This is a genomic window from Chitinophaga sp. SYP-B3965, from assembly GCF_009647655.1.
Lineage (GTDB): Bacteria > Bacteroidota > Bacteroidia > Chitinophagales > Chitinophagaceae > Chitinophaga.
In genome coordinates, this window is record NZ_WJFD01000006.1 from 197,945 (window position 1) to 219,363 (window position 21,419).

18 protein-coding genes are annotated in these 21,419 nt (G+C 46.9%); 6 read left to right on the forward strand and 12 right to left on the reverse strand.

The window, feature by feature from the left end:
• Positions 1-48 precede the first annotated feature (48 nt).
• The 3 genes from GFS24_RS25680 to lepB form a co-directional block, all read right to left on the reverse strand.
• Positions 49-1,059: a lipopolysaccharide assembly protein LapB gene (locus GFS24_RS25680; protein ID WP_153664736.1), complete on the reverse strand. Its 1,011-nt coding sequence runs from the start codon at positions 1,057-1,059 to the stop codon at positions 49-51.
• A gap of 46 nt (positions 1,060-1,105) precedes the next feature.
• On the reverse strand, positions 1,106-1,603 hold the full coding sequence (locus tag GFS24_RS25685; protein WP_153664738.1) for a cytidine deaminase: 498 nt from the start codon (positions 1,601-1,603) through the stop codon (positions 1,106-1,108).
• A 108-nt stretch (positions 1,604-1,711) separates the two neighbouring features.
• On the reverse strand, positions 1,712-2,884 hold the full coding sequence (gene lepB / locus GFS24_RS25690; RefSeq protein ID WP_153664740.1) for a signal peptidase I: 1,173 nt from the start codon (positions 2,882-2,884) through the stop codon (positions 1,712-1,714).
• A gap of 167 nt (positions 2,885-3,051) precedes the next feature.
• On the opposite strand from lepB, the gene GFS24_RS25695 reads away from it, so the two are divergent.
• Positions 3,052-3,945 carry a MerR family transcriptional regulator gene (locus tag GFS24_RS25695; protein WP_153664742.1) on the forward strand — a complete coding sequence of 298 codons (894 nt, stop codon included), beginning with the start codon at positions 3,052-3,054 and terminating at the stop codon, positions 3,943-3,945.
• Here the strand turns inward: GFS24_RS25695 and GFS24_RS25700 are convergent.
• The 3 genes from GFS24_RS25700 to GFS24_RS25710 are packed head-to-tail and all read right to left on the reverse strand — an operon-like array spanning position 3,940 to position 5,970.
• Entirely contained in the window at positions 3,940-4,578 is a 639-nt protein-coding gene (locus tag GFS24_RS25700) for an alpha/beta hydrolase (RefSeq protein WP_173003196.1), read from the reverse strand. The genes GFS24_RS25695 and GFS24_RS25700 overlap by 6 nt on opposite strands.
• A 13-nt stretch (positions 4,579-4,591) precedes the next feature.
• Positions 4,592-4,738 (reverse strand): helix-turn-helix domain-containing protein, encoded by a 147-nt coding sequence (locus tag GFS24_RS29535; RefSeq protein ID WP_153664746.1) that lies wholly within the window; start codon positions 4,736-4,738, stop codon positions 4,592-4,594.
• 47 nt (positions 4,739-4,785) lie between these two features.
• A complete protein-coding gene (locus tag GFS24_RS25710) occupies positions 4,786-5,970 on the reverse strand; it encodes a sigma-54 dependent transcriptional regulator (protein WP_153664748.1) in 1,185 nt (394 codons plus the stop codon).
• Between the two features lie 222 nt (positions 5,971-6,192).
• Here GFS24_RS25710 and GFS24_RS25715 point away from each other — a divergent pair, with 222 nt between their 5' ends.
• Entirely contained in the window at positions 6,193-6,993 is an 801-nt protein-coding gene (locus GFS24_RS25715; RefSeq protein WP_153664750.1) for a serine O-acetyltransferase, read from the forward strand.
• Position 6,994: 1 nt separating this feature from the next.
• A complete protein-coding gene (gene cysM, locus GFS24_RS25720) occupies positions 6,995-7,879 on the forward strand; it encodes a cysteine synthase CysM (protein ID WP_153664752.1) in 885 nt (294 codons plus the stop codon).
• Between the two features lie 262 nt (positions 7,880-8,141).
• On the opposite strand, the gene GFS24_RS25725 is transcribed toward cysM, so the two are convergent.
• Both GFS24_RS25725 and GFS24_RS25730 read right to left on the reverse strand, forming a co-directional pair.
• Complete coding sequence (locus tag GFS24_RS25725) at positions 8,142-9,125, reverse strand: pyruvate dehydrogenase complex E1 component subunit beta (RefSeq protein ID WP_153664754.1); 984 nt, start codon at positions 9,123-9,125, stop codon at positions 8,142-8,144.
• Positions 9,126-9,213: 88 nt separating this feature from the next.
• Entirely contained in the window at positions 9,214-10,386 is a 1,173-nt protein-coding gene (locus GFS24_RS25730) for an acetyl-CoA C-acyltransferase (RefSeq protein ID WP_153664756.1), read from the reverse strand.
• 51 nt (positions 10,387-10,437) lie between these two features.
• Here GFS24_RS25730 and dnaG point away from each other — a divergent pair, with 51 nt between their 5' ends.
• Positions 10,438-12,516 carry a DNA primase gene (gene dnaG / locus GFS24_RS25735; RefSeq protein WP_371731316.1) on the forward strand — a complete coding sequence of 693 codons (2,079 nt, stop codon included), beginning with the start codon at positions 10,438-10,440 and terminating at the stop codon, positions 12,514-12,516.
• Here the strand turns inward: dnaG and GFS24_RS25740 are convergent.
• From GFS24_RS25740 to GFS24_RS25750, 3 genes are all read right to left on the reverse strand, one after another.
• Positions 12,509-13,393 carry a KilA-N domain-containing protein gene (locus GFS24_RS25740; protein WP_153664760.1) on the reverse strand — a complete coding sequence of 295 codons (885 nt, stop codon included), beginning with the start codon at positions 13,391-13,393 and terminating at the stop codon, positions 12,509-12,511. The genes dnaG and GFS24_RS25740 overlap by 8 nt on opposite strands.
• Before the next feature lie 306 nt (positions 13,394-13,699).
• On the reverse strand, positions 13,700-14,197 hold the full coding sequence (gene folA / locus GFS24_RS25745) for a type 3 dihydrofolate reductase (RefSeq protein ID WP_153664762.1): 498 nt from the start codon (positions 14,195-14,197) through the stop codon (positions 13,700-13,702).
• Positions 14,194-14,988 (reverse strand): thymidylate synthase, encoded by a 795-nt coding sequence (locus GFS24_RS25750; RefSeq protein WP_153664764.1) that lies wholly within the window; start codon positions 14,986-14,988, stop codon positions 14,194-14,196. Before GFS24_RS25750 ends, folA begins: the two co-directional genes overlap by 4 nt.
• A 605-nt stretch (positions 14,989-15,593) precedes the next feature.
• Between GFS24_RS25750 and GFS24_RS25755 the strand changes: the two genes are divergently transcribed.
• Both GFS24_RS25755 and GFS24_RS25760 read left to right on the forward strand, forming a co-directional pair.
• Positions 15,594-18,560 carry a SusC/RagA family TonB-linked outer membrane protein gene (locus GFS24_RS25755; RefSeq protein ID WP_153664766.1) on the forward strand — a complete coding sequence of 989 codons (2,967 nt, stop codon included), beginning with the start codon at positions 15,594-15,596 and terminating at the stop codon, positions 18,558-18,560.
• Between the two features lie 28 nt (positions 18,561-18,588).
• A complete protein-coding gene (locus GFS24_RS25760; protein WP_153664768.1) occupies positions 18,589-19,887 on the forward strand; it encodes a RagB/SusD family nutrient uptake outer membrane protein in 1,299 nt (432 codons plus the stop codon).
• A gap of 295 nt (positions 19,888-20,182) precedes the next feature.
• Here GFS24_RS25760 and GFS24_RS25765 read toward each other — a convergent pair whose 3' ends face one another.
• On the reverse strand, positions 20,183-21,361 hold the full coding sequence (locus GFS24_RS25765) for a proline dehydrogenase family protein (protein WP_153664770.1): 1,179 nt from the start codon (positions 21,359-21,361) through the stop codon (positions 20,183-20,185).
• Positions 21,362-21,419 lie beyond the last annotated feature (58 nt).

Sequence of the window (21,419 nt, forward strand, 5' to 3'; positions counted from 1 at the left end):
AAAAGATAATAGGGTAAAGGATCACATCCTTTACCTTTTTTTATGCCCCTACCGCTCCCCTAACGTTAAAGCCTGATCGCAGATAGCTTGCCCGCGGCTTATTTCACCGGAACAGATATACGATTTTCCCAGCATGAACATGGCGAAGCCATTGAGCGGTTGCTGCAAAAGGATATTATTCCATTGGGTAATAGCGTTCCTGAATTCCTGCTTTTTGTAGTAGGCATTGGCAAGGTTCATCATTACCTGGATGTCTTTAGGTTTTAAAGCTAAAGCGGAGAGCAGGTTGCGGATGGCATCATCGTAAGCGGCCTGTTTAAGGTGGGCCATACCCAGGTTCAAATAAAGGTCTGCATCAACGGGGCGCCCTAACCTGGCTGCCTGCTCAAATGCCCCCGTGGCGGTTTTGTAGTTTTCCATATTGAAATTCATCATTCCCAGTTCGTAATATACATCCGGCGAGGTACTGTCTCCCTGCAGTGATAACTCGTAATAACGGATGCTTTGTTTATAATCTTCCTGTTGGGCATACAACCGCGCGATCTGGCAGAGTAACTCTGCTCTCCGCGGTTCTTCCTTACAGGCTGTTTCGAGTGCAGGGATGGCTTCTGCAGGATGATCGAGGTAAGCATAGCTTAAACCGATGATCCGGTGCATTTTGCGGCAGCCCCGCTGTTGTGCGCGGTAGGCATAGGTCAGTGCATCTTCATACGCTTTTTGCTCGTAAAAGATGCCTGCCAGCGTTTCCAGCGCGGTAGGATGTTCAGGAGATCTTTCCAGTAATCTGAGTAGTTGTTGTTTGGCCGGTTCCGGCTGCTGCTGCAAGCGGTAAACCCCTGCCAGCTCTATGTATGCTGCTGCAAAAGCACCATCTGCGGCAATAGCGGCGGTAAAACGCTGCTGCGCTTCATCCAGACGGCCATCTTTCTTCAGTTGCAGCCCTTCCTTATATAACTTCCTGGCACGGTTATCACCGGCTGGTGATCCCGCAATGGCTGGCACAACAATACATATAGCCAGCACAATGGTGCATAGGTGTAGGATACGGTATAGGAACATAGCAAAAGTGCTTTACGCACTATGACAAATATAAATAAAAATTAATTTATAAAGAAAAATATTTCATGTCATCGGAAGAAAAAGAAAGGGGCAGTAAACTAAGGGCATCCGGGATCACGATCACCTTACCGGTAAGTCCGGACAGGATGAGGCGGATGGGAGCCTTAAACCGCTGCTGGTATTCTGCCAGGGTTTGCCGGCAGAGTCCACAGGGGCTGATAGGCCTGGTACTGTCCCCCAGTTCATTATGATAGCTCACGGCAATGGTTTGCACCGGTACATCCGGGTAAAGGGAGGAAGCGGCCGAGAGCCCTGTCCGCTCTGCGCAGATCCCTACCGGATAGGAAGCGTTTTCCTGGTTGGTGCCCATCACCTGTTTGCCATTGGCCAGTTGTAATACCGCGCCTACCCTGAAATGGGAATAAGGGGCATAGGCATGTTTGGTGGCTTCGCGTGCAGCCCGCAGCAGGGCAGCATCAGCCGGGGCTAATGTTGAAATATCAGCGTGTTCTTCAAATATGATCTGTTGGGATTTCAATTCCATACAAGGGCTTTAATTGAACAGGGAGCAGCAAATGCTGAATTTCGAAGATAATGCTTTTCAAAATTCAACGTTGCTGCTCCCTGTTGGTTATTAACCTTTTGAGCGTAATTATCTGATAGTTCTGAAGAGACGGCTCCAGCGGATGCCACCTTTACCATAACTCATCCAGATGAGCCAGGCTTTACCTACCACGTGATCCTCCGGTACAAATCCCCAATAGCGGGAGTCCAGGGATTTGTGGCGGTTATCCCCCATCATCCAGTAGTAGTTCATTTTGAACGTGTACTGGTTAGTGGCTTTGCCATTGATAACAAACTGGCCACCTTTGGTTTCCAGGGTGTTACCCTCATACACTGCAATAATGCGGCGGTATAACTCAATAGTACTGCTATCCAGTTTTACCGTGGCGCCCTTTTGCGGGATATAGATAGGACCGAAATTATCGATGGAGAACTTGAAGTTCGCTGTATCCTGTGGCCACACACCATCCTGCGTGTTATCCAGGAAAGGCTGGATCTCACTCACTACGGCATTCGTGCCAATTTCTTTTGATTGGGAAGGCGTAAGATTATAACTCGTTCTGCCGGCTACCTTTATTTCAGGGGTATTGTCCACGCCCATTTCTTCCAGGCGCATGGCGTTCAGGGTTTGATCATCTTTCGTGCTCAGGTTGTAAAAACGCTGACTGGCGGGTGGTGGTATTTCCGGTACACCGTTCACGATCACGATACCATCCCTTACGGCCAGGGAATCTCCTGCTATGCCCACACAACGTTTTATATAGTTTTCGCGTTTATCTACCGGGCGGGAAGTTACCTGGAACTGCCTCCATACTTCGTCCCTGCCCATCCGGCGAACCAGCTCATAATAGCTTTCGTCCTGATGCTCAAGGGCTACGGTATCTCCTTCGGGGAAGTTGAATACCACTACATCGTTCCGTTTGATATCACCAAAGCCCGGCAGGCGCCTGTACTTCCAGGAAACTGCTTCAGAATAGGCTTTTGTATATTTTGTGAGCGGAAGGGTATGATGTGTAAAGGGCACTGCCAATGGTGTCATAGGAATGCGGGGGCCATAACTAACTTTGCTGACGAACAGGAAATCATTCACCAGTAAGGTTTTTTCCATTGAAGGAGTAGGAATGGTATATGCTTCAAAAATGAAGGTGCGGATCAGCGTAGCCGCTATCACGGCGAATAAAGCTGCATCCAGCCATTCGCGTACTGCGGACTTTTTTTTCTTGGGCTGACCATCCCTCTTTCTCCAAAATGCCAGGTTCATTCGATTTCTTTTAGTTAGTTGAAAGAACAAATATAATATTCTGCTAATTGTAAGCTAGTTTTCCTTCGCAAAAGTTTTCACAAAAAAATCCCACGATAGTTTGTTAAAATCAGCATGCAGGTCAACTACTTTATAGCTATTTTTGTTTAATTACTATACACGCTACATTGAACAGTTTCACTATAAAGGACCTGGAAAGCCTCACAGGCATCAAAGCGCACACCATCAGGATATGGGAGCAGCGCTATAATGTTATGCGGCCTAAACGGAAAGATACGAATCACCGCATATATGACAACGGTGATCTTAAACATATCATGCGCATTGCGTACTTATACCGTCATGGATACAAGATCTCCAAGATCGCCAACATGACGGATGAGGAGATCAAGCAACTGTCACTCGAGGAAGGCGGCCAGAAAGGAACGCATCTTCACCAGGTGTATATCAACCAGTTAGTGGAGGCCATGATTGATTTTGATCAGACCAAGTTTGAAAAGATCTTCCATAACGTGCTGCTCCGGATGGGCTTTGAACAAACCATCCTCAAAGTGATCTACCCTTACATGGAGCGGATAGGCCTGCTCTGGCTGGTAGATTGCGTGATCCCGGCACAGGAACACTTTGCTGCCAATATCATCCGTAAAAAGCTGATGGTAGCCATAGACGGGCTGGACCTTCCCAAAGAAGGGGATGAAAAGTTCCTGCTCTTCCTGCCGGAAGGCGAGTTTCATGAGGTACCGCTGCTTTTCACCCAGTATATGCTCAAGAAACATGGCTGTGCGGTGGTGAATTTCGGCGCGAATGTTCCGCTGGAAGACCTTTCCTTTTACACGGATCGCAAACAGGTGGATCACATCTACACCCATATCATCACTAATTTCCCGCAAAGAGCGCTGGATAATTTCGTCAGAGACCTGGGAAGGTTATTCCCCGGCATCCCTGTTACCATCTCTGGTCCCCAGATCGTACGCATCACCCCACCCCTGCCGGATAATGTGACGCTCTTAATGTCTATGGAGGAAGTGTTGCAGTATGTGCGGCGTAAGGTGACCTTATAATAATTCCCTTTCCAGTATCCTGTTAATTTCTTTGGCGCGGTTCATCACCATAAAATGGCCACCTTTCAAAATGGTGTGGGTGGGTTGTACAAACCGGCGGGGAAAAGGACGGTCGCTGCTTCCGTGAATATGCACCAGTGAAGGTGGCACCCATTCATTCTGCCAGCTCAGTACATTATTCAATGCCCAGCGCATATAGAAGTGATCTTTATTCTGACTGTACAGGTAATCCTGTAACAACTGCCTTTCCTGGTCTGTGCTCGTTTGCATGAATAACCGTACAATGAACTGCCGCTGGCCGAACACTAATCTGTCCGGCAGGTTCTTCAGCAGCCTTTTTGCCAGTTTGTTATAGTAAGGCGGTAATTCTCCTTTGTGTTTGATGCTGGATAAAAGGATCACCTTCTCCACCGGCAGCTGGCGCGCAATTTCAATACTCATCATACCACCAAAGGAAAGCCCCAGCATCACGGGATTGGGATGCAGGATACGCCGTGCCATGCGGAGGGCGTACTCTTCTATTGGCTCATCATGGCTCAGGGGCTTGATCCAGGGAAGGAAGTGGCTTTCGTAACCTGGCGGAAATTCCAGGTTTTGAAATACCCTTTCATCAGCCCCTAGTCCGCTGATCATGTAAATGTGTTTGCTACTCATTGTCTTCCGCTGATTTGCGAATCTCGTAACGCTCCATTTTGTTGTATAGGTGACTACGCTGAATGTCAAGCTCCTGGGCAGTTTTAGACACATTCCACCCGTTCTTGTTCAACATAAATACGATAAATATCTTTTCCACTTCATCCCTGAAAGCATGCAGGCGGGTTAAAACGAGCAGCTCATCATTCAGGTAGTGGCTTTTTTTTTCTCGTGATTGGGAATGACATAATTCTCTACATCATCTGCTGTAATGGTTTTCCCGGAAAGGATCACCAGCCTTTCCACCACATTGCGCAGTTCCCGGATATTACCCGTCCAGTTATGCAACTGCAAAGCTTTCATCGCTTCTTTATCTGCCACTTTACGGGCCATACCATATTCCGCGCAAACAATATCCAGGAAATGATCTACCAGCAAAGGCACATCATCTTTCCTGTCGTTCAGCGCCGGTACATGGATAAGGATCACACTGAGGCGATGGTATAAGTCTAACCGGAAATTCTTCTCTTCTACTTCTTTCAGCAGATCTTTATTGGTAGCTGCTACCACGCGTACATCCACACTGATCTCTTTATCACCACCTACGCGGGTGATCTTACCTTCCTGCAAAGCACGTAACACTTTAGCCTGTGCGCTGAGGCTCATATCGCCTATTTCATCCAGGAAAAGTGTGCCGCCGCTGGCCTGTTCAAACTTGCCGATGCGTTGTTTGATAGCAGAAGTAAAGGAACCTTTTTCATGGCCGAACAATTCGCTTTCTATCAGTTCACTGGGAATAGCTGCGCAGTTCACTTCCACCATCGGGCCGCTGGCGCGGTTGCTGTATTCATGGATCCAGCGGGCTACCAGCTCCTTCCCTGCCCCATTTTCCCCGGTAACGAGTACACGGGCATCTGTGGGCGCCACTTTATGAATGGTATCTTTTATTTTGATGATGGGATTGGATTCCCCGATCATTTCAGGTGTTTTGTTCACCTTCTTGCGCAGCGTTTTGGTTTCTGCCACCAGGGTGGTTTTGTCCAGCGCATTCCGCAGGGTGATCAGCAGGCGGTTCAGATCCGGCGGTTTGGAGATGTAATCGTACGCGCCTTTCTTTACGGCTTCCACCGCAGTATCTATATTACCGTGACCGGATACCATGATAATGGGCACATCCGGGTTGATCTCTTTTGCTTTTTCCAAAAATTCGAGGCCGTCCATCTTCGGCATTTTGATGTCGCACAACACGGCATCATATGCTTTTTCCTTGTACATTTTAAAACCCTCAGCCCCGTCCGCAGCTTCTTCGATCTTATATCCTTCGTAGGATAAGATCTCGGAGAGCGTTTTACGGATACTTTTCTCGTCGTCTATAATCAATATGTTGGCCATAGGTTGTCTAATATTTTAAACAGTCAGCGCCAAAAATAAGAAAAAGATGAAAGCCAGCTTCATCTTTCAGAATGATACAACAAAATACTCCCATTTAATCGCAGTAAAAGAAATAATTACATGCCTGCAGTGGTTTTAAGGCGCAGAAGTCTACTAATTTTGTGTAATTTTATCCACAGAAGGCACGTTAGTTTTATACGTAGCAGGTAACTATTCAGCATTATGAAGCAATTATTGGAGCAACTTAAAAAGCGCCACCGGGCTGCAGCTGCAGACGCATATCCCTCATCTGAGCAGGTATGGGCTTTTTGCAGGGACCTGGTGAATTGGTTATTCCCGGAACATACTGGCAGGGTGATGGATGATGTACAACTGGAACAATATGCGCTCCAGCTGGAAACGCAGCTGAAAGACCTGTTGCAGAACATGGGTTCCCGCCTGCCACAGGATGCGGCTACCACCAGCCGGCAGTTCATGGAACTGGTGCTCGGCATTTACAGTGATCTGACGAAGGATGCGGAAGCCATCCTCCAGGGAGACCCTGCAGCCACTTGTCTTTATGAGGTGATCCGCGCGTACCCGGGTTTCTATGCCATCGCCGCCTATCGTGTAGCGCATGGCCTGCATAACCTGGAAATACCTTTATTACCCAGAGTGATCACGGAATTCGCTCATGCGAAAACCGGTATAGATATTCATCCTGCCGCTGTGATAGCGCCTTATTTCTGCATTGACCATGGCAGTGGTGTGGTGATCGGTGAAACCACGGTGATAGGCCAGCATGTGAAACTCTACCAGGGCGTTACCCTCGGGGCTTTGAGTATTGACAAAACGATGGCCCAGAACAAACGCCATCCAACGATAGAGGATCATGTAGTGATCTATGCAGGCGCTACCATCCTGGGCGGAGATACCGTGATAGGACATCATAGCATTATTGGCGGGAACGTCTGGCTGATCAAATCAACAGATCCCTATTCCCGGATATATTATAAAGCAGACGGCAGTATTAAAGTAGTTTAACATGACGAGATCAGTATTGGATTTAGTAGGCAACACCCCTATGGTGGCCTTGCAACGCATTCCTGAAAACCCGAACGTAACGATCTACGCTAAATTAGAAGGTAATAACCCCGGCGGCAGTGTAAAAGACAGGGCCGCATATGGTATGATCAAAGGTGCGCTGGACCGTGGGGAAATAAAGCCGGGCATTAAACTGATAGAAGCTACCAGCGGGAACACAGGCATAGCGTTGGCTATGATAGCCAGTCTTTTTAGCGTACCCATTGAACTGGTGATGCCGGAAGATGCTACACGGGAAAGGGTGTTATCCATGGAGGCCTTCGGCGCCAAAGTGATCCTCACCCCCAAAGAGCAAAGCATGGAAGGCGCCATCGATTATGCGCATGCACAAGTAGCCAAAGGTGGTTACCACATGCTGAACCAGTTTGCCAATCCAGACAACTACGGCATGCATTACCGTACCACAGGGCCTGAGATCTGGCGGGATACAGAAGGCAAGGTTACCCACTTTGTTTCTGCCATGGGTACCACGGGTACGATCATGGGCGTGAGCCGCTTCTTAAAGGAACAGAATAACAACGTACAGATAGTGGGCTGCCAGCCTACGGAGGGTTCCAAAATACCAGGGATCCGCAAATGGCCGGAGGAATACCTACCCAGGATCTTCGAAAGGCAACGCATAGACAGAACGATGGATATTGCGGAAGAAGAAGCCCGGATCATGACGAACCGGCTGGCCCGCGAAGAAGCGGTTTTCTGTGGCATGAGCAGCGGAGGAGCTGTTGCGGCAGCGGTAAGGTTAGCGAAGGAGCTGGAAAGCGGGGTGATCGTTTGCATCATCTGCGACCGGGGAGACCGGTATCTGAGTTCTGACCTGTTCGGTTGAGATTAACCATTTAACTTCCTTATACATAGCAAAGGCTGCCTTCGGGCGGCCTTTTTTGTGTTCCTCAGTGTCCATTTCGGGGAGATAAGCCGTATATAAGCCGTATATAACCCGTATATAAGTCGTAGATAAGCCGTCCCTTATAGAGACGGCTTATCTATGGCTTATGTATAACTAAAATAAGGCTTATCCTGCTTTAGGCTAAGCACAAAAAAGGCGTACCGGTTGACGGTACGCCTTTTTTTATATGGTATAAACCAGCTTATTTCTTCATGTACATCACTTCCTTCACCAGTTTCACTGTTCTTTCCACATCAGGGAGGTACAGTTTCACCAGGTTAGGTGCGTAGTGCATAGGGGCATCTACGGCAGTGATCCTGCGGATAGGTGCATCCAGGTAGTCAAATCCTTCTTTCTGGATACGGTAAGAGATCTCTGAAGAGATGCTGGCGAATGGCCATTGCTCTTCCACGATCACCAAACGGTTGGTTTTCTTAACGGATTCCAGGATGGTGAACCAGTCCAGCGGGCGGATGGTACGAAGGTCGATCACCTCCGCTTCAATGCCTTCTTTAGCCAGTTCTTCCGCAGCACCGAGTGCTACTTTCATCATTTTATTGAAGGAAACGATGGTAACATCTTTACCAGCGCGTTTGATATCAGCTTTACCGATAGGGATGATGTATTCCTCTTCAGGTACATCGCCCAGCTCACCGTACATCTGCTCACTTTCCATGAAAACAACCGGATCATCGTCGCGGATAGCGGCTTTGAGGAGACCTTTTGCATCGTATGGGTTAGATACGGATATTACTTTAAGGCCGGGAATGTTTGCATAATAGCTTTCAAAGGCTGTGGAGTGTTGTGCACCCAGCTGTCCTGCAGAACCACCGGGTCCGCGGAAAACGATAGGGCAACCCACCTGGCCACCGCTCATGGCGAGCATTTTGGAAGCGGTATTGAGGATCTGATCCAGCGCCAGTACGGCAAAGTTCCAGGTCATGAATTCCAATACGGGGCGGAGACCGTTTTGAGCAGCACCTACACCAATGGCTGTGAAACCGAGTTCGGCAATAGGCGTATCAATTACTCTACGTGCTCCGAACTCATCCAGCATTCCCTGGCTAACTTTGTAAGCTCCGTTGTATTCTGCCACTTCCTCACCCATCAGGAACACCCGCTCATCGCGGCGCATTTCTTCCTGGAGGGCTTCTCTTAAGGCTTGTCTGAAGGCTATCTGACGCATTTGATTCTTTAAATATGTTTAGAACATTACACACCTTTTTGTGAAAGGCAGGGCAAAAATATTGTTTGTTTGCCAAAAAGCAAAGCATTTACATTTTCTCTATCACTACCGCACTGGCGCCGCCCCCTCCGTTACAGATACCAGCCACGCCATAGCGGCCGTTCTCCTGCTGTAAAATGGAAGTTAAGGTGATCAATATCCTTGCTCCGCTGCTGCCAATTGGATGCCCTAAAGCTACCGCACCACCCCAAACATTCAAAGTTTCCGGCTTAATTCCCAGGTCGCGCTCGTTGGCGAGGGCCACGCAGGAGAATGCTTCGTTGATCTCAGAAAAGTCCATGTCCGCAATGGTGAGCCCTGCTTTAGCCAGTGCTTTGTTGATGGCTTTAACCGGAGTGGTGGTGAACCATTCGGGGGCCTGGGAGGCGTCCGCGAAGCTCACGATACGTGCCAAAGGCTTGAGACCCAGCTCTTTCAGCTTCTCCCCGCTCACTAACACTACCGCCGCGGCGCCGTCGTTGATGTTGGAGGCGTTGGCGGCTGTTACGGTACCGTCTTTCTGGAAAGTTGGCTTCAGCGTGGGGATCTTATCAAAATTTACTTTTTTCACATCTTCATCCTCGGTTACGGTGATGGTTTGCTTGCCGGTTATTTCCACAGGCACTATTTCGTTCTTGAAATATCCTTTTTCGGTGGCGGCTGCGGCTCTTTTATAACTCTGGATGGCATAGGCATCCTGGTCTTCCCGGGTGATCTTGTACTCAGCTGCGCAGATCTCCGCAGCATTGCCCATATGGAAGTCTTTATAAGGGTCCCAGAGGCCGTCCCTTAAGATACCATCTATCACAGCACCATGCCCTAAACGGTACCCGTTACGGGCTTTATCGAGATAATAAGGAATATTGCTCATGCTTTCCATGCCGCCTGCTACCACAATGTCATTGTCTCCCAGCATAATACTTTGCGCACCCAGCATGATCGCTTTCATACCGGAAGCACATACTTTGTTCACGGTGGTACAGGGAACGGTATTGGGGAGGCCTGCGTAAAGGCTGGCCTGGTTGGCAGGTGCCTGGCCCACATTTGCACTGATCACATTTCCCATATATACTTCCTGCACCTGTTCCGGCTTAACTTTCGCCCTTTCCAGTGCTGCCTTTATCACCGTAGCGCCCAGTGTTGTGGCGGGCAATGTTGCCAAAGCCCCGTTGAAACTGCCTATTGGCGTTCTGGCTACGGATACAATAAATACCTCTTTCATTCTTTTGTTGTTTTGGTGAATCGTTTGGACAATCTCCAAATTTAAGGAATTGTGGAACCGGCTCCAAAACCAGATTTTTGGGGTAAGTTTGTATTTGCTAACTATCGAAATAATTTGATCTCTCAGAATACAATACAACAGATACTCAACCGGATAGACATTGTGGAAATCGTCGGCTCCTTCGTGCGGCTGAAGAAACGCGGTGCCAGTTACCTTGGTCTTTGCCCTTTTCACAATGAAAAGAGCCCTTCCTTTACCGTTTCCGGAAGTAAGGAGATCTATAAATGTTTCGGTTGCGGCAAAAGCGGCAATTCCATCAACTTCCTCATGGAGCACGAAAAGTACTCTTATGTGGAAGCATTACGCTGGCTGGCCGCGAAGTATAATGTAGAGATCGAAGAAAAAGAAGTTAGCCCGGAAGTAAAACTCCAGCAACAACTGGCGGACAGCCTCTTCATCATCAACAATTTCGCCCGCGACTACTTCGTGAAAACGATGTTCGAAACGGAAGAAGGACAGAATGTAGGCTTAAGTTATTTTGAAGAAAGAGGGTTTTCGGAAGAAACGGTGCGCAAGTTCCAGCTGGGTTACTGTCTTAACCAACGCGATGCCTTCGTAAAAGCGGCCCTCATGAAAGGGTACAATGCAGACTACCTGCAGAAAACAGGGCTCGTGGCCCTCCGCAATGAACAGCTGGCGGATAACTACCGCGGCAGGGTGATCTTCCCCATTCACAACCAAAGTGGTAAAGTACTCGGCTTTGGTGCACGCATCCTGGTAAAATCAGACCGCGCGCCTAAATACATCAACTCCCCGGAAAACGATATCTATGTAAAAAGTAAAGTGCTTTATGGTACTTACTTCGCAAGACATGCCATCGATAAACTGGATGAGTGTTTCCTTGTGGAAGGATATACGGATGTTGTTTCCCTTCACCAGGCGGGTATAGAAAACGTAGTGGCTTCCAGTGGTACTTCCCTTACTACAGATCAGCTTCGACTCATTAAAAAATACACCAACAACCTCACCATCCTCTATGATGGAGATAATGCAGGTGTGAAAGCAGCCCTCCGCGGGCTGGACATGGCCATTGAAGAAGGCCTCAACGTAAAGCTTGCCCTCATCCCTGATAAAGAAGATCCGGACAGCTATGTGCGTAAAGTAGGTGCGGAAGGTTTCCGGCAGTTCATTGCAGAAAATAAACAAGACTTCATCCTCTTCAAACTACATGTTTCCTTAAAAGAAGCAGGTACTGATACTACCAAGAAATCTCAACTGGTAAATGAGATCGCTGAAACGATCGCACGCATTGATAAGGTGGAAGATTTCACCAAACAGCAGGATTACATCCGTCAGTGCAGCCAGTTATTAAAGATAGATGAAGAGGGTATGGTGACCCTCGTCAACAAATACATCCGGGACAGGCTCACCAAACAAGCTGCCCAGCAAAACAAACAACAGCAATCTTTTCAGACGCAGGATAACGACGGGCCTTCCCTCGCGGAAATGTACCCCGAGCACTTCCAGGATGATGCGCCGACCTCTGCTGCTGAGAATCTCTTTAACCGGGATGAAAAGCAGGAAAGAGAACTGGTGAAGATATTGCTGCGCTTCGGCGATAAACCTTATCTCACTTTGAGTGAGGAAGAAGAAGAGAATCAAAACCTGGAAGGGAAACAAACGGTGGCTGATTACATCTTCCATCTTCCTTATGATTTTGAATCACTGGCGGATAGTGAAGTGGTGAAGAAGATCCTTCGCGAATATAAATCACAGTATGATTCGGGGTCTCCCATGGATAAAAAATGGTTCCTCTATCACCAGGATGCGGAAATTGCACAGAACGTTGCGCAGATACTGGAAGATAAGGAAGCGGATCTCAGTGCTAACTGGAAGGACCGGTTTGAGATCAAAACTATTTATGGTGATAATGCCTACCTTAAAGATACCCGTTCTACTACGGGGTATCTCATCCTTCGCAAGATCAAAAAGCTGATCGTTGAGAATCAGAATGAGATGGAGAAGTCTCAGGATATTGAGGATCAGATGGCGTGTTTGAAAATGCACCAGCATTTGAAGCAGATTGAGATTGAGACTACGCAGTTGCTGGGGATGGTGATCTTTAAGTAAAGGAAGACTTCAATTCAGAAGTTGGCAATATCTTCTTTTTAACAGGACTTTCAATAGTTGAAGGATCAATTAAGTATTTTTGAAGTGAGGCCAATTGATTGATAGCGGCTTCTCTCATCATTTCATACCGTTCTTTCTTACCAATCCCCTGCCTGATCCATACAGCATTAAGGTTCTCTAGATTTGAAAGAACAATGAGGCGATGCGTATCAGCGCAATCCCTTATCGTTTTATATTCATACGCTTCTTCAGGATATTGCTCTCTCCATTGTTTCGCAGTAAGACCAAATAAAGCCAGATTTATCAAGTCGGCCTCTTCCGCGTAAATGTATACTTCACTTTTCTGTTGAGTGCCTCCCCAGGGAATGAGCTTCTCCTTTATAGCATCAGTATGAATTCTGTAATTGGTAGCCGATAGGCTCCTTCTAAAGTTCCATTCCAGACGATGTGTGTTACTCTCAATTTCCTTCAGTCTCTGAAATTCTTTAATCAGATATAACTTAAATGCCGGACTTATCCATGTGCCAAATTCAAAAGCAATGTCTTTGTGCGCATAGGTTCCTCCATATCTGCCTGCTTTCGCAATAAGTCCAACAGCATTAGCTTTTTCAACCCATTCTTTTACACTTATTTTATAATTGTTTAATCCGGCTTGACTCTTAATTATGGCAGATTCGCCATAATTAAAATCTGGATTGTTTATTGATTCCCAGATGCTTAAAAATTCAACCGTATTTCTATTTCGAAGCCAGTCGGATATGAAGAAATCTCCTTCTTTGGCTTTCAACATATCGGTTATTGATATATAATCATCATTGTTATAGTTAACAACACGTATGATAGTATCATTTACTGTTATTTCTCTTTTCTTAGCCATTATCTTGCGATTAATTGAATAGGTGTATGATTATGCCTGAAGTATTAGGTATAACAATTGTCTTAAAATTGGAGTTGATTGGCATAAAAAAAGCCAGACCCTAAAGCGGCATACTTACATTATGCTTACGATAACCCTGATGGTCGTCACGCTGGATTTAGGATTTACCTGGCAGGTATAACACTGTGTTATACTTCTCTACAAAGGTAGAGCTTCGTTTTTAATCAGCAAAGAAAAGCATATCGGTTTTACAATACAATTTATCACTTTAAGATGCGTATTATCGCTTTTGGATTAAATTCTTCATTATTTCCTTTCCCAGATTTCAAAAGTATATGGCAGGTTATTCTTCTCATCCACATCATGCGCTTCACTGCGTTTCAACTCCCATTCGTTTTTATCTATTTCTGGAAAGTAAGCATCTCCTTCTACCTGCGCGTGAATGCGTGTGATGTAGATGCGGTTTACTTTGGGGAAGGCTTGTAAGAATATTTCTGTTCCTCCTGTGATGAAGATCTCATTTACTTCCTGCTTTTCTGCTTCTGCGATAGCTTCATCTATTGAGGAAACTACGGTGATGCCGGGTTGGGTGTAATCTTTTTGTCTTGTTATGACAATGTTCTGGCGGCCTTTCAGGGGTTGGCCCATGGATTCAAAGGTCTTGCGGCCCATGATGATGGGCATGGCCCAGGTGGTGTTCTTGAAATATTGAAGGTCTGCCGGAAGATTCCAGGGTAAGCGGTTTTGGATGCCGATCACATTGTTCTCTGAGGCAGCAACGATAATAGAAATGATGGGGGTCATACAGCTACGGGGGCTTTGATGTGTGGATGGAACTCATAGTTTTCCAACTGGAAATCCTCAAACTCAAAACTGTAAATATCTTTTACAGCGGGATTGATTTTCATGGTTGGCAATGGATAAGGCTTGCGGGTGAGTTGCAATTGCGCCTGTTCCAAATGATTGTTATAAAGATGCACATCCCCAAAGCTGTGAATAAAATCACCGGGCTGCAGATCACATACTTGTGCGATCATGAGGGTAAGCAAAGCGTAAGAGGCAATGTTGAAAGGCACACCTAAAAATACGTCCGCACTGCGCTGGTATAACTGGCAGCTGAGCTTACCGTCTGCTACATAAAACTGGAAGAGGCAGTGGCAAGGGCTGAGGGCCATGTCCGGCAGGTCTGCTACGTTCCAGGCGTTTACGATCAGGCGGCGGGAATCAGGGTTCTTTTTGATCTGGTTCACCACATCCGTGATCTGGTCGAAGGTTTTGCCATTGGCACCTTCCCAGCTGCGCCATTGTTTGCCATATACAGGACCCAGGTCTCCTTCTGCGTTCGCCCATTCATCCCAGATCTTCACACCATGCTCCTGCAGGTATTTGACATTGGTATCCCCTTTCAGGAACCATAACAGTTCGTATATAATTGATTTTAAGTGCAGTTTTTTGGTGGTGACCATCGGAAAACCTTCCTGGAGGTTAAAGCGCATCTGGTATCCGAACAAACTACGGGTACCGGTGCCTGTACGGTCTGTTTTATCGTTTCCTTTATCCAGGATATCTTGTAATAAATTCAGGTATTGTTGCATGACCCCGCAAATTACTTTTTTTCAGCCGTATTTAGCCAAATTAGGTGAACAAAGCGTTCAAATTACACGAAGTAATAATATAAAATAAATCGATAAAACAAACAAATCTACTTTACGTCAAATTTCAGTAATCTGCATTAATTGAGGAGACCATATCACAGTGTTAAAGCAACAATCTTAACCGCTAAAAACTATAAGCTTAGAAAAAAGGACCCGGTTATCATCAACCAAAATCATTGCAAGGTCATAGTATTTATTTAACAGCGAAAAGGGAGCACAGATTTATCAATTAACCCGGCAACTCTGGCACAACAAAATGGATCGCACATTACAATAAGTAAGGAAGAACCCAAAATTATCCTGGACAAAGAAATCCTGTTTTCAGTTAGTTCATAAACCTTCCCATTTATGATCAATAGCTATTCGGCATAGTTCGAATTGACCCTGCTTGTTATAACCAATTTATCAACCTCTAAAAATGCTCCACTATGCAACTTAATGTACTCCATTAGGGGGCCTCGCCTATTTGGCCCGGCCCTCCCATTCTCTATCTTTTTCTTTATCAACCTAATCATTCTTTCTTAAACCTCTAAAATCGCCAGAACATGTTTCGAATCAAACATTTGATGCTGCTGCTCATTATGCTATGCAGCACTCTCCTTGCTGCCGCGCAGCAAAAAGTGACCGGAAGGGTCATAGATGCGGCAGGAAATGGTATTCCCGGAGTAACCATACGGATACTTCAATCCAACCGCGGTACCATTGCTGATGTGAACGGCCGTTATTCCCTGGAAGCAGAAAACGGCAGCACCCTTTCCTTTACATTCACCGGATACAAAACACACCAGATAGTGGTGAACGGCACTACTGTGAACGTAACCTTACAGGAAGATTACGCCAACCTCGATGAGGTAGTGATCACCGGGCTCGCTACCACGGTAAAAAGAAGTAACCTCGCTAATGCGGTGGCTACTATTTCTGCCAAAGAACTGTATGGTGTAGCACCTGCACAAACTTTTGACGCCGCTCTCAGCGGCAAGATCCCTGGTGCATTGATCACCGCCAACTCCGGTGCGCCCGGTGGCGGCATTTCTGTGAAACTGCGGGGCGTTACTTCCATTTTTGGTAACTCCCAACCACTGTATGTAGTGGATGGTGTGTTCATCAGTAATGTGAGTGTGCCCGCTGGTTTAAACCTGATCACGGCTGCTGCCAGTGCAGGTAACCCACAGAACCAGGATAATCCTTCCAGCCGTGTGGCCGACCTGAACCCGGAAGATATTGAGAACATTGAAATTCTGAAAGGCGCTTCTGCAGCAGCTATCTATGGCTCTAAAGCAGCGGCGGGTGTAATATTGATCACTACTAAAAAAGGCAGCTCATTAGGAAAGACCACGGTACGTTTCCGGCAGGATGTGGGTGTGAACCAGGTACGCAAATTATTAGGCGTAAGGCAATTCACGGAGCAAACGGCATTTGACCTGGGTGGCGCTACTGCCAGGGATAATTTTATTGCCGCCCGCAATGCCGGTAAATTATATGATTATGAAAAAGAGATGTATGGGGAAAAAGGGCTGATATTGAATACCGGCGTGAGTGTAAGTGGTGGTGATGACAGGACTGGTTTCTATTTTTCTGCCAACCGTAAATCAGAAGAAGGCATCATTAAAAACACCGGTTACCTCAACAATGCGCTGCGCCTGAATGTGGACCATAAACTCACAGACCGCATCAGCGTTGGTTTGCGGTTCGCTTACATGAACACTTCAGCAGACCGTGGCTTAACCAACAATGATAATAACAGTGTTACCTATGGTGTTTCGCTGGCTACGATCCCGCAGTTCCTGGAACAGCATCCGGACGCGTTAGGGAATTACCCTGTAAATCCTAACGCCGCCAATCCCCTGGAAACAAGGGATAAGATGAGGAACAACGAAACCACCAACCGTTTCATCACCGGTGGTGAGATCAAAGCGGTATTACATCAGAATGACAAGACCAATACCAAACTGATCGTAAGAGGTGGTATCGACTTCTTCAATCTTAAAACAGAAGCTATTTTCCCACGTTCCCTGCAGTTTATGAAAGGCGGGCTGGAAGGCGCTTCCATACAGGGTAATACCAATAACCTGAATACAAACCTGGCCGGTATCCTGGTGAATCAATTCAGTGCAACACCTGATCTGAACTTCACCACTTCCCTGGGTGCCACGCTGGAAACAAGTTACCTGGATAATATCATTGCTTCTGCTACCAATATCATTCCTTCTCAAACTAACCTGGATCAGGCTTCCAATTCCAACCTGCAACAGTTCCGTTTGAAATACCGCGATAACGGTATTTTTGTACAGGAAGAAGTATTGATCATGGATGCGATCACCGCTTCTGCAGGTGTGCGTTTCGACCGGTCCACGAATAACGGGGATTATAAAAAGTACTTCGTACTGCCAAAAGCATCTGTATCCTGGAACCTCGCCAAGATGCCTTTCTGGAATATCCAGACGATCAACAGTTTCAAACTGCGGGCAGCTTATGGTGCTGCTGGTAACGTAGCGCCTTACGGTGCAAGGTTCCTGGCTGTAACGGCCAGCAATACCGGTCAGCAACCGGGATCATTGGTGGATACGCAATTTGGTAATGAGAACATTGAACAGGAACGGCAAACAGAATTTGAAGCAGGGTTGGATGTGAGCTTCTTCAATGGAAGACTGAGCCTGGAAGCTACTTACTATAACAAAAAGATCTTTGATCTGCTGTTACGCCGTAACCTGCAACCTTCCAGCGGATTTGCCCAGCAGTGGGTGAACGGGGGCGACTTGCAAAATAAAGGTATTGAGTTAGGCATCAATGCCATCCCTGTTAACACGAAGAATTTCCGTTGGAGTTCTACCGTTAATTTCTGGAAGAACACTTCAGAGATCACCCGCCTTACCATTCCTGCTTTCCCGCTGGGTGCGTTTGGTAACACACTCGGTAACTTCTTTATTGAAGAAGGAAAATCTGCCACACAGATCATTGGTACATTGGGCACCGGCAAAGGTGTAGGTGTATTGGGCAATGCAGAGCCTGACTTCCAGATGAGCTTCTTTAACGACCTCACCCTGTTCCGCAACTTTAGCCTGCGCTTCATGATCCATTGGAAACAAGGTGGCCAGAACATCAACCTCACCGAATACCTTTCAGACATATTCGGTACGTCGCATGACTACGATGACGATGATAATGGCAATGGCATAAAAGACGGTCTGGACCGCATGGCTTCTGCCGGTAAGAACGAAGCTGCCATCCGTGTACAGAATTCATCGTATGTACGTATCCGTGAGATAGGATTGTATTACAACATACCTATCCAAAAGAACAGGTATATCCAGGCCGTGAACATCGGCGCATCTGCTAATAACTGGTTCACTTTCACAAAATACAAGAGTTATGATCCGGAGTCTTCCAACTTTGGCAGTAACACCCTTTCTACCGCTACAACCCGCGGTAGTACAGGTGTTTCCACCGGAGTGGAGGTAACGCCTTACCCGGCTTCCAAACGTGCATCACTGCATTTGTCTGTCACCTTCTGATCATCGTGTAACATTAAATCATTGAACCATGAAACATCGTATCAAACTACTCATTATATGCATTGCCCTGCTTGGGCCGCTGGCCTGCCAGAAGGGAGAGATCCCCAATCTGAACACTCCTGTTGCGGGAGACCTTGTTAGAAGGGCCACGAAAGAACAACTCGCCACACTGGTAGTTGGATTGGAATCCGGCACACGTCTCAGCATCGCTACTTACTACGACGGTGTAAGTATCCTGGGCCGTGAAGCTTATCGCTTCTCAGGCTCAGAACCCCGCTGGACAACGGAAATGATGGGTACCGGCGAATTGGATAACAATACCTTTTATACCACCAACCCCTGGACTTCCCGCTATCGCATAGTGCGCCAGGGTTATATCCTCATAGATGCCGCTACTAATTCTGCTGTACTTTCTGCAGAAGAGAAAAAAGGATATATTGGTTTTGCCAAAACAGTGATGGCACATCAGCTGCTGATGAACCTTACCATGACCTGGAGCAACGGTATCCGTACAGATGTAAAAGATCCGGAAAAACTGGGGCCATTTAAACCAGACCAGGCAGCGCTGACAGATATTGCAACTTTGCTGGATGAAGCAAAAGCAGATCTTACCGGCAGTGCTATCAGCTTTCCGCTTTCTTCCGGTTATACCGGATTTAAAACCCCGGCTGGCATGCTCCAGTTCAATCGCGCCCTCGCGGCAAGGGTAGCCGTTTACCGCCAACAATGGGCGGCGGCACTAACAGCCCTGAATGAATCTTTCTTTAATCTGAACGGCGCATTTGCTACAGGTGTTTCCCATGAGTTCTCTGGCTCCAGCGGAGACCTGCTGAATCCGCTTTATCTCCCGCAAAATAGTCCGGGTGAAAAAAGACTGGCGCATCCTTCTTATGTAGCAGACATCACACCCGGAGATGACCGCATCGGGAAAGCTACTTTACGCAATGATGCTCCTACATTAGATAATCTTACTTCCAACAGGGATATCTGGATCATTAAAACCAATACGGACTTCTTCCCTATTATCAGGAATGAAGAACTCGTTCTCATTTATGCGGAAGCTAAAATTCAGTTGACTGCTTTTCCGGATGCTATTGTGGCTCTTAACAGGATCCGTACTGGTCATAATCTGCCGGTATATGCGGGCGCCGCTACATCGGCGGCATTGATCACGGAAATGTTGCGGCAGAGGAGGTTTTCTCTTTTTGCAGAAGGCCATAGATGGGTAGATATGCGGCGTTACAACCGCCTGGCGGAATTGCCTAATACAAGAGTGGGAGATAAAGTGTGGGATAAATATCCGATTCCTTTAACCGAGGCGAATTAGAGGTTGTATAAGAAAGAAAAAGGCCGCTCCTGTATGGGGGCGGCTTTTTGTTTTGGTTATGAGTTTGCCGCGCAGCAAAGGGCGGTGTGTTTTTCTTTTTAGGGAAGTTTTTTTTAAGCTGTTCTGAGAAGAACGGCTTTTTCATTTGCCTCGCAGCAAAGGGCGGTGTGTTTTTCTTTTTAGGAGAAATTTTTTTACCGCTGTTCTGAGAAGAGTGGCTGTCCCCTTTTTCAGGAAGGAAGATTTTTAAAGCTGTTCTAAGAAGGGCGGCTTTAAAATTTCTTCAATGCTTTGTCTACATCTTCCTGCGCTGCATTTCCGAACGGATCAATCCCAACTCCCTTCCCATGGAACCGGCAATGGAAGTATTCTCCTGTGCACGGCGGATCAGGTAAGGTACCACATCCTTCACCGGACCGTAAGGCAGGTATTTGGATACGCGGTAACCGGCATGTGCCAGGTTGAAGGTGATGTTATCACTCATGCCATATAACTGTGAAAAACTTACTCTCGGGTGATTATGCGCGATGCCTTTTTCGTGGAGCAGTTCTGCTGCCAGCATGCAACTATCTTCATTGTGTGTTCCGATGAAAAGCCCCAGGTCGTTCAGGCGGTCAAGGCAGAAACGGACTGCCGTATCGTAATCCTGGTCTGCAGCTTCTTTGCTGGGCTGGATCGGAGAAGGATATCCTTCTTCTTCCGCACGTTTGCGTTCCTTTTCCATATAAGCCCCACGTACGAGTTTTGCGCCCAGTAAATAACCGGCTGCTTTGGCTTTATCGAAAGAGGTTTCCAGGAATTCCAGCCTGTCGTGACGATATAACTGAAAGGTATTGTAAACGATCACCTGCTCTTTGTTGAAGAGGCCCATCATCTCATCTGCCAGATCATCTACGGGTTGTTGTACCCAGGATTCTTCCGCATCTATCAGCAAACCTACTTTTCCTTTGGCAGCAGCGGAAGAGATAGTATGGATACGATCATGCACCCGTTTAAATTCCGCCTGTTCTTCCGGGCTGAGCGTTTCTCCTGCATGGATCTTTTCCAGGAGGCTGAAACGGGCAAAGCCGGTTACTTTGATGGCTATAAAAGGGATATGCGGTTTGCCGGCCGCATACTGAATGGCCCTTAAGAATTCTGGTACGGCATTATCATAATTCTCCTCTCCTTCCACGGCTTCCACACTGTAATCCAGTACAACGCCTACACCGAATTTCCCCAGTTCTTCTGCTGCACGTACTGCTTCATCCAGTGTTTCGCCACCACAAAACTGGTTAAAGATGGTGCTTTTGATGATGCCTTTAACAGGCAGCCTCAGCTTGAAAGCAATAGGTGTGGCAATAGCGCCCAGCTTTACCAGCCAGGGTTTACCGATGTTACTGAACAGGAAATTTGCTCTTTTCAATGCACGGTTGGACATATGCTCAAAGGCAATGGCCGTATTCTCGAAGGATAATGATAGCTGCTTTTCCATGGCGGGCAAAGTTAAGGGGATGGGACTGGACTAACAAAAAAGGCCTAAAACTCATGAT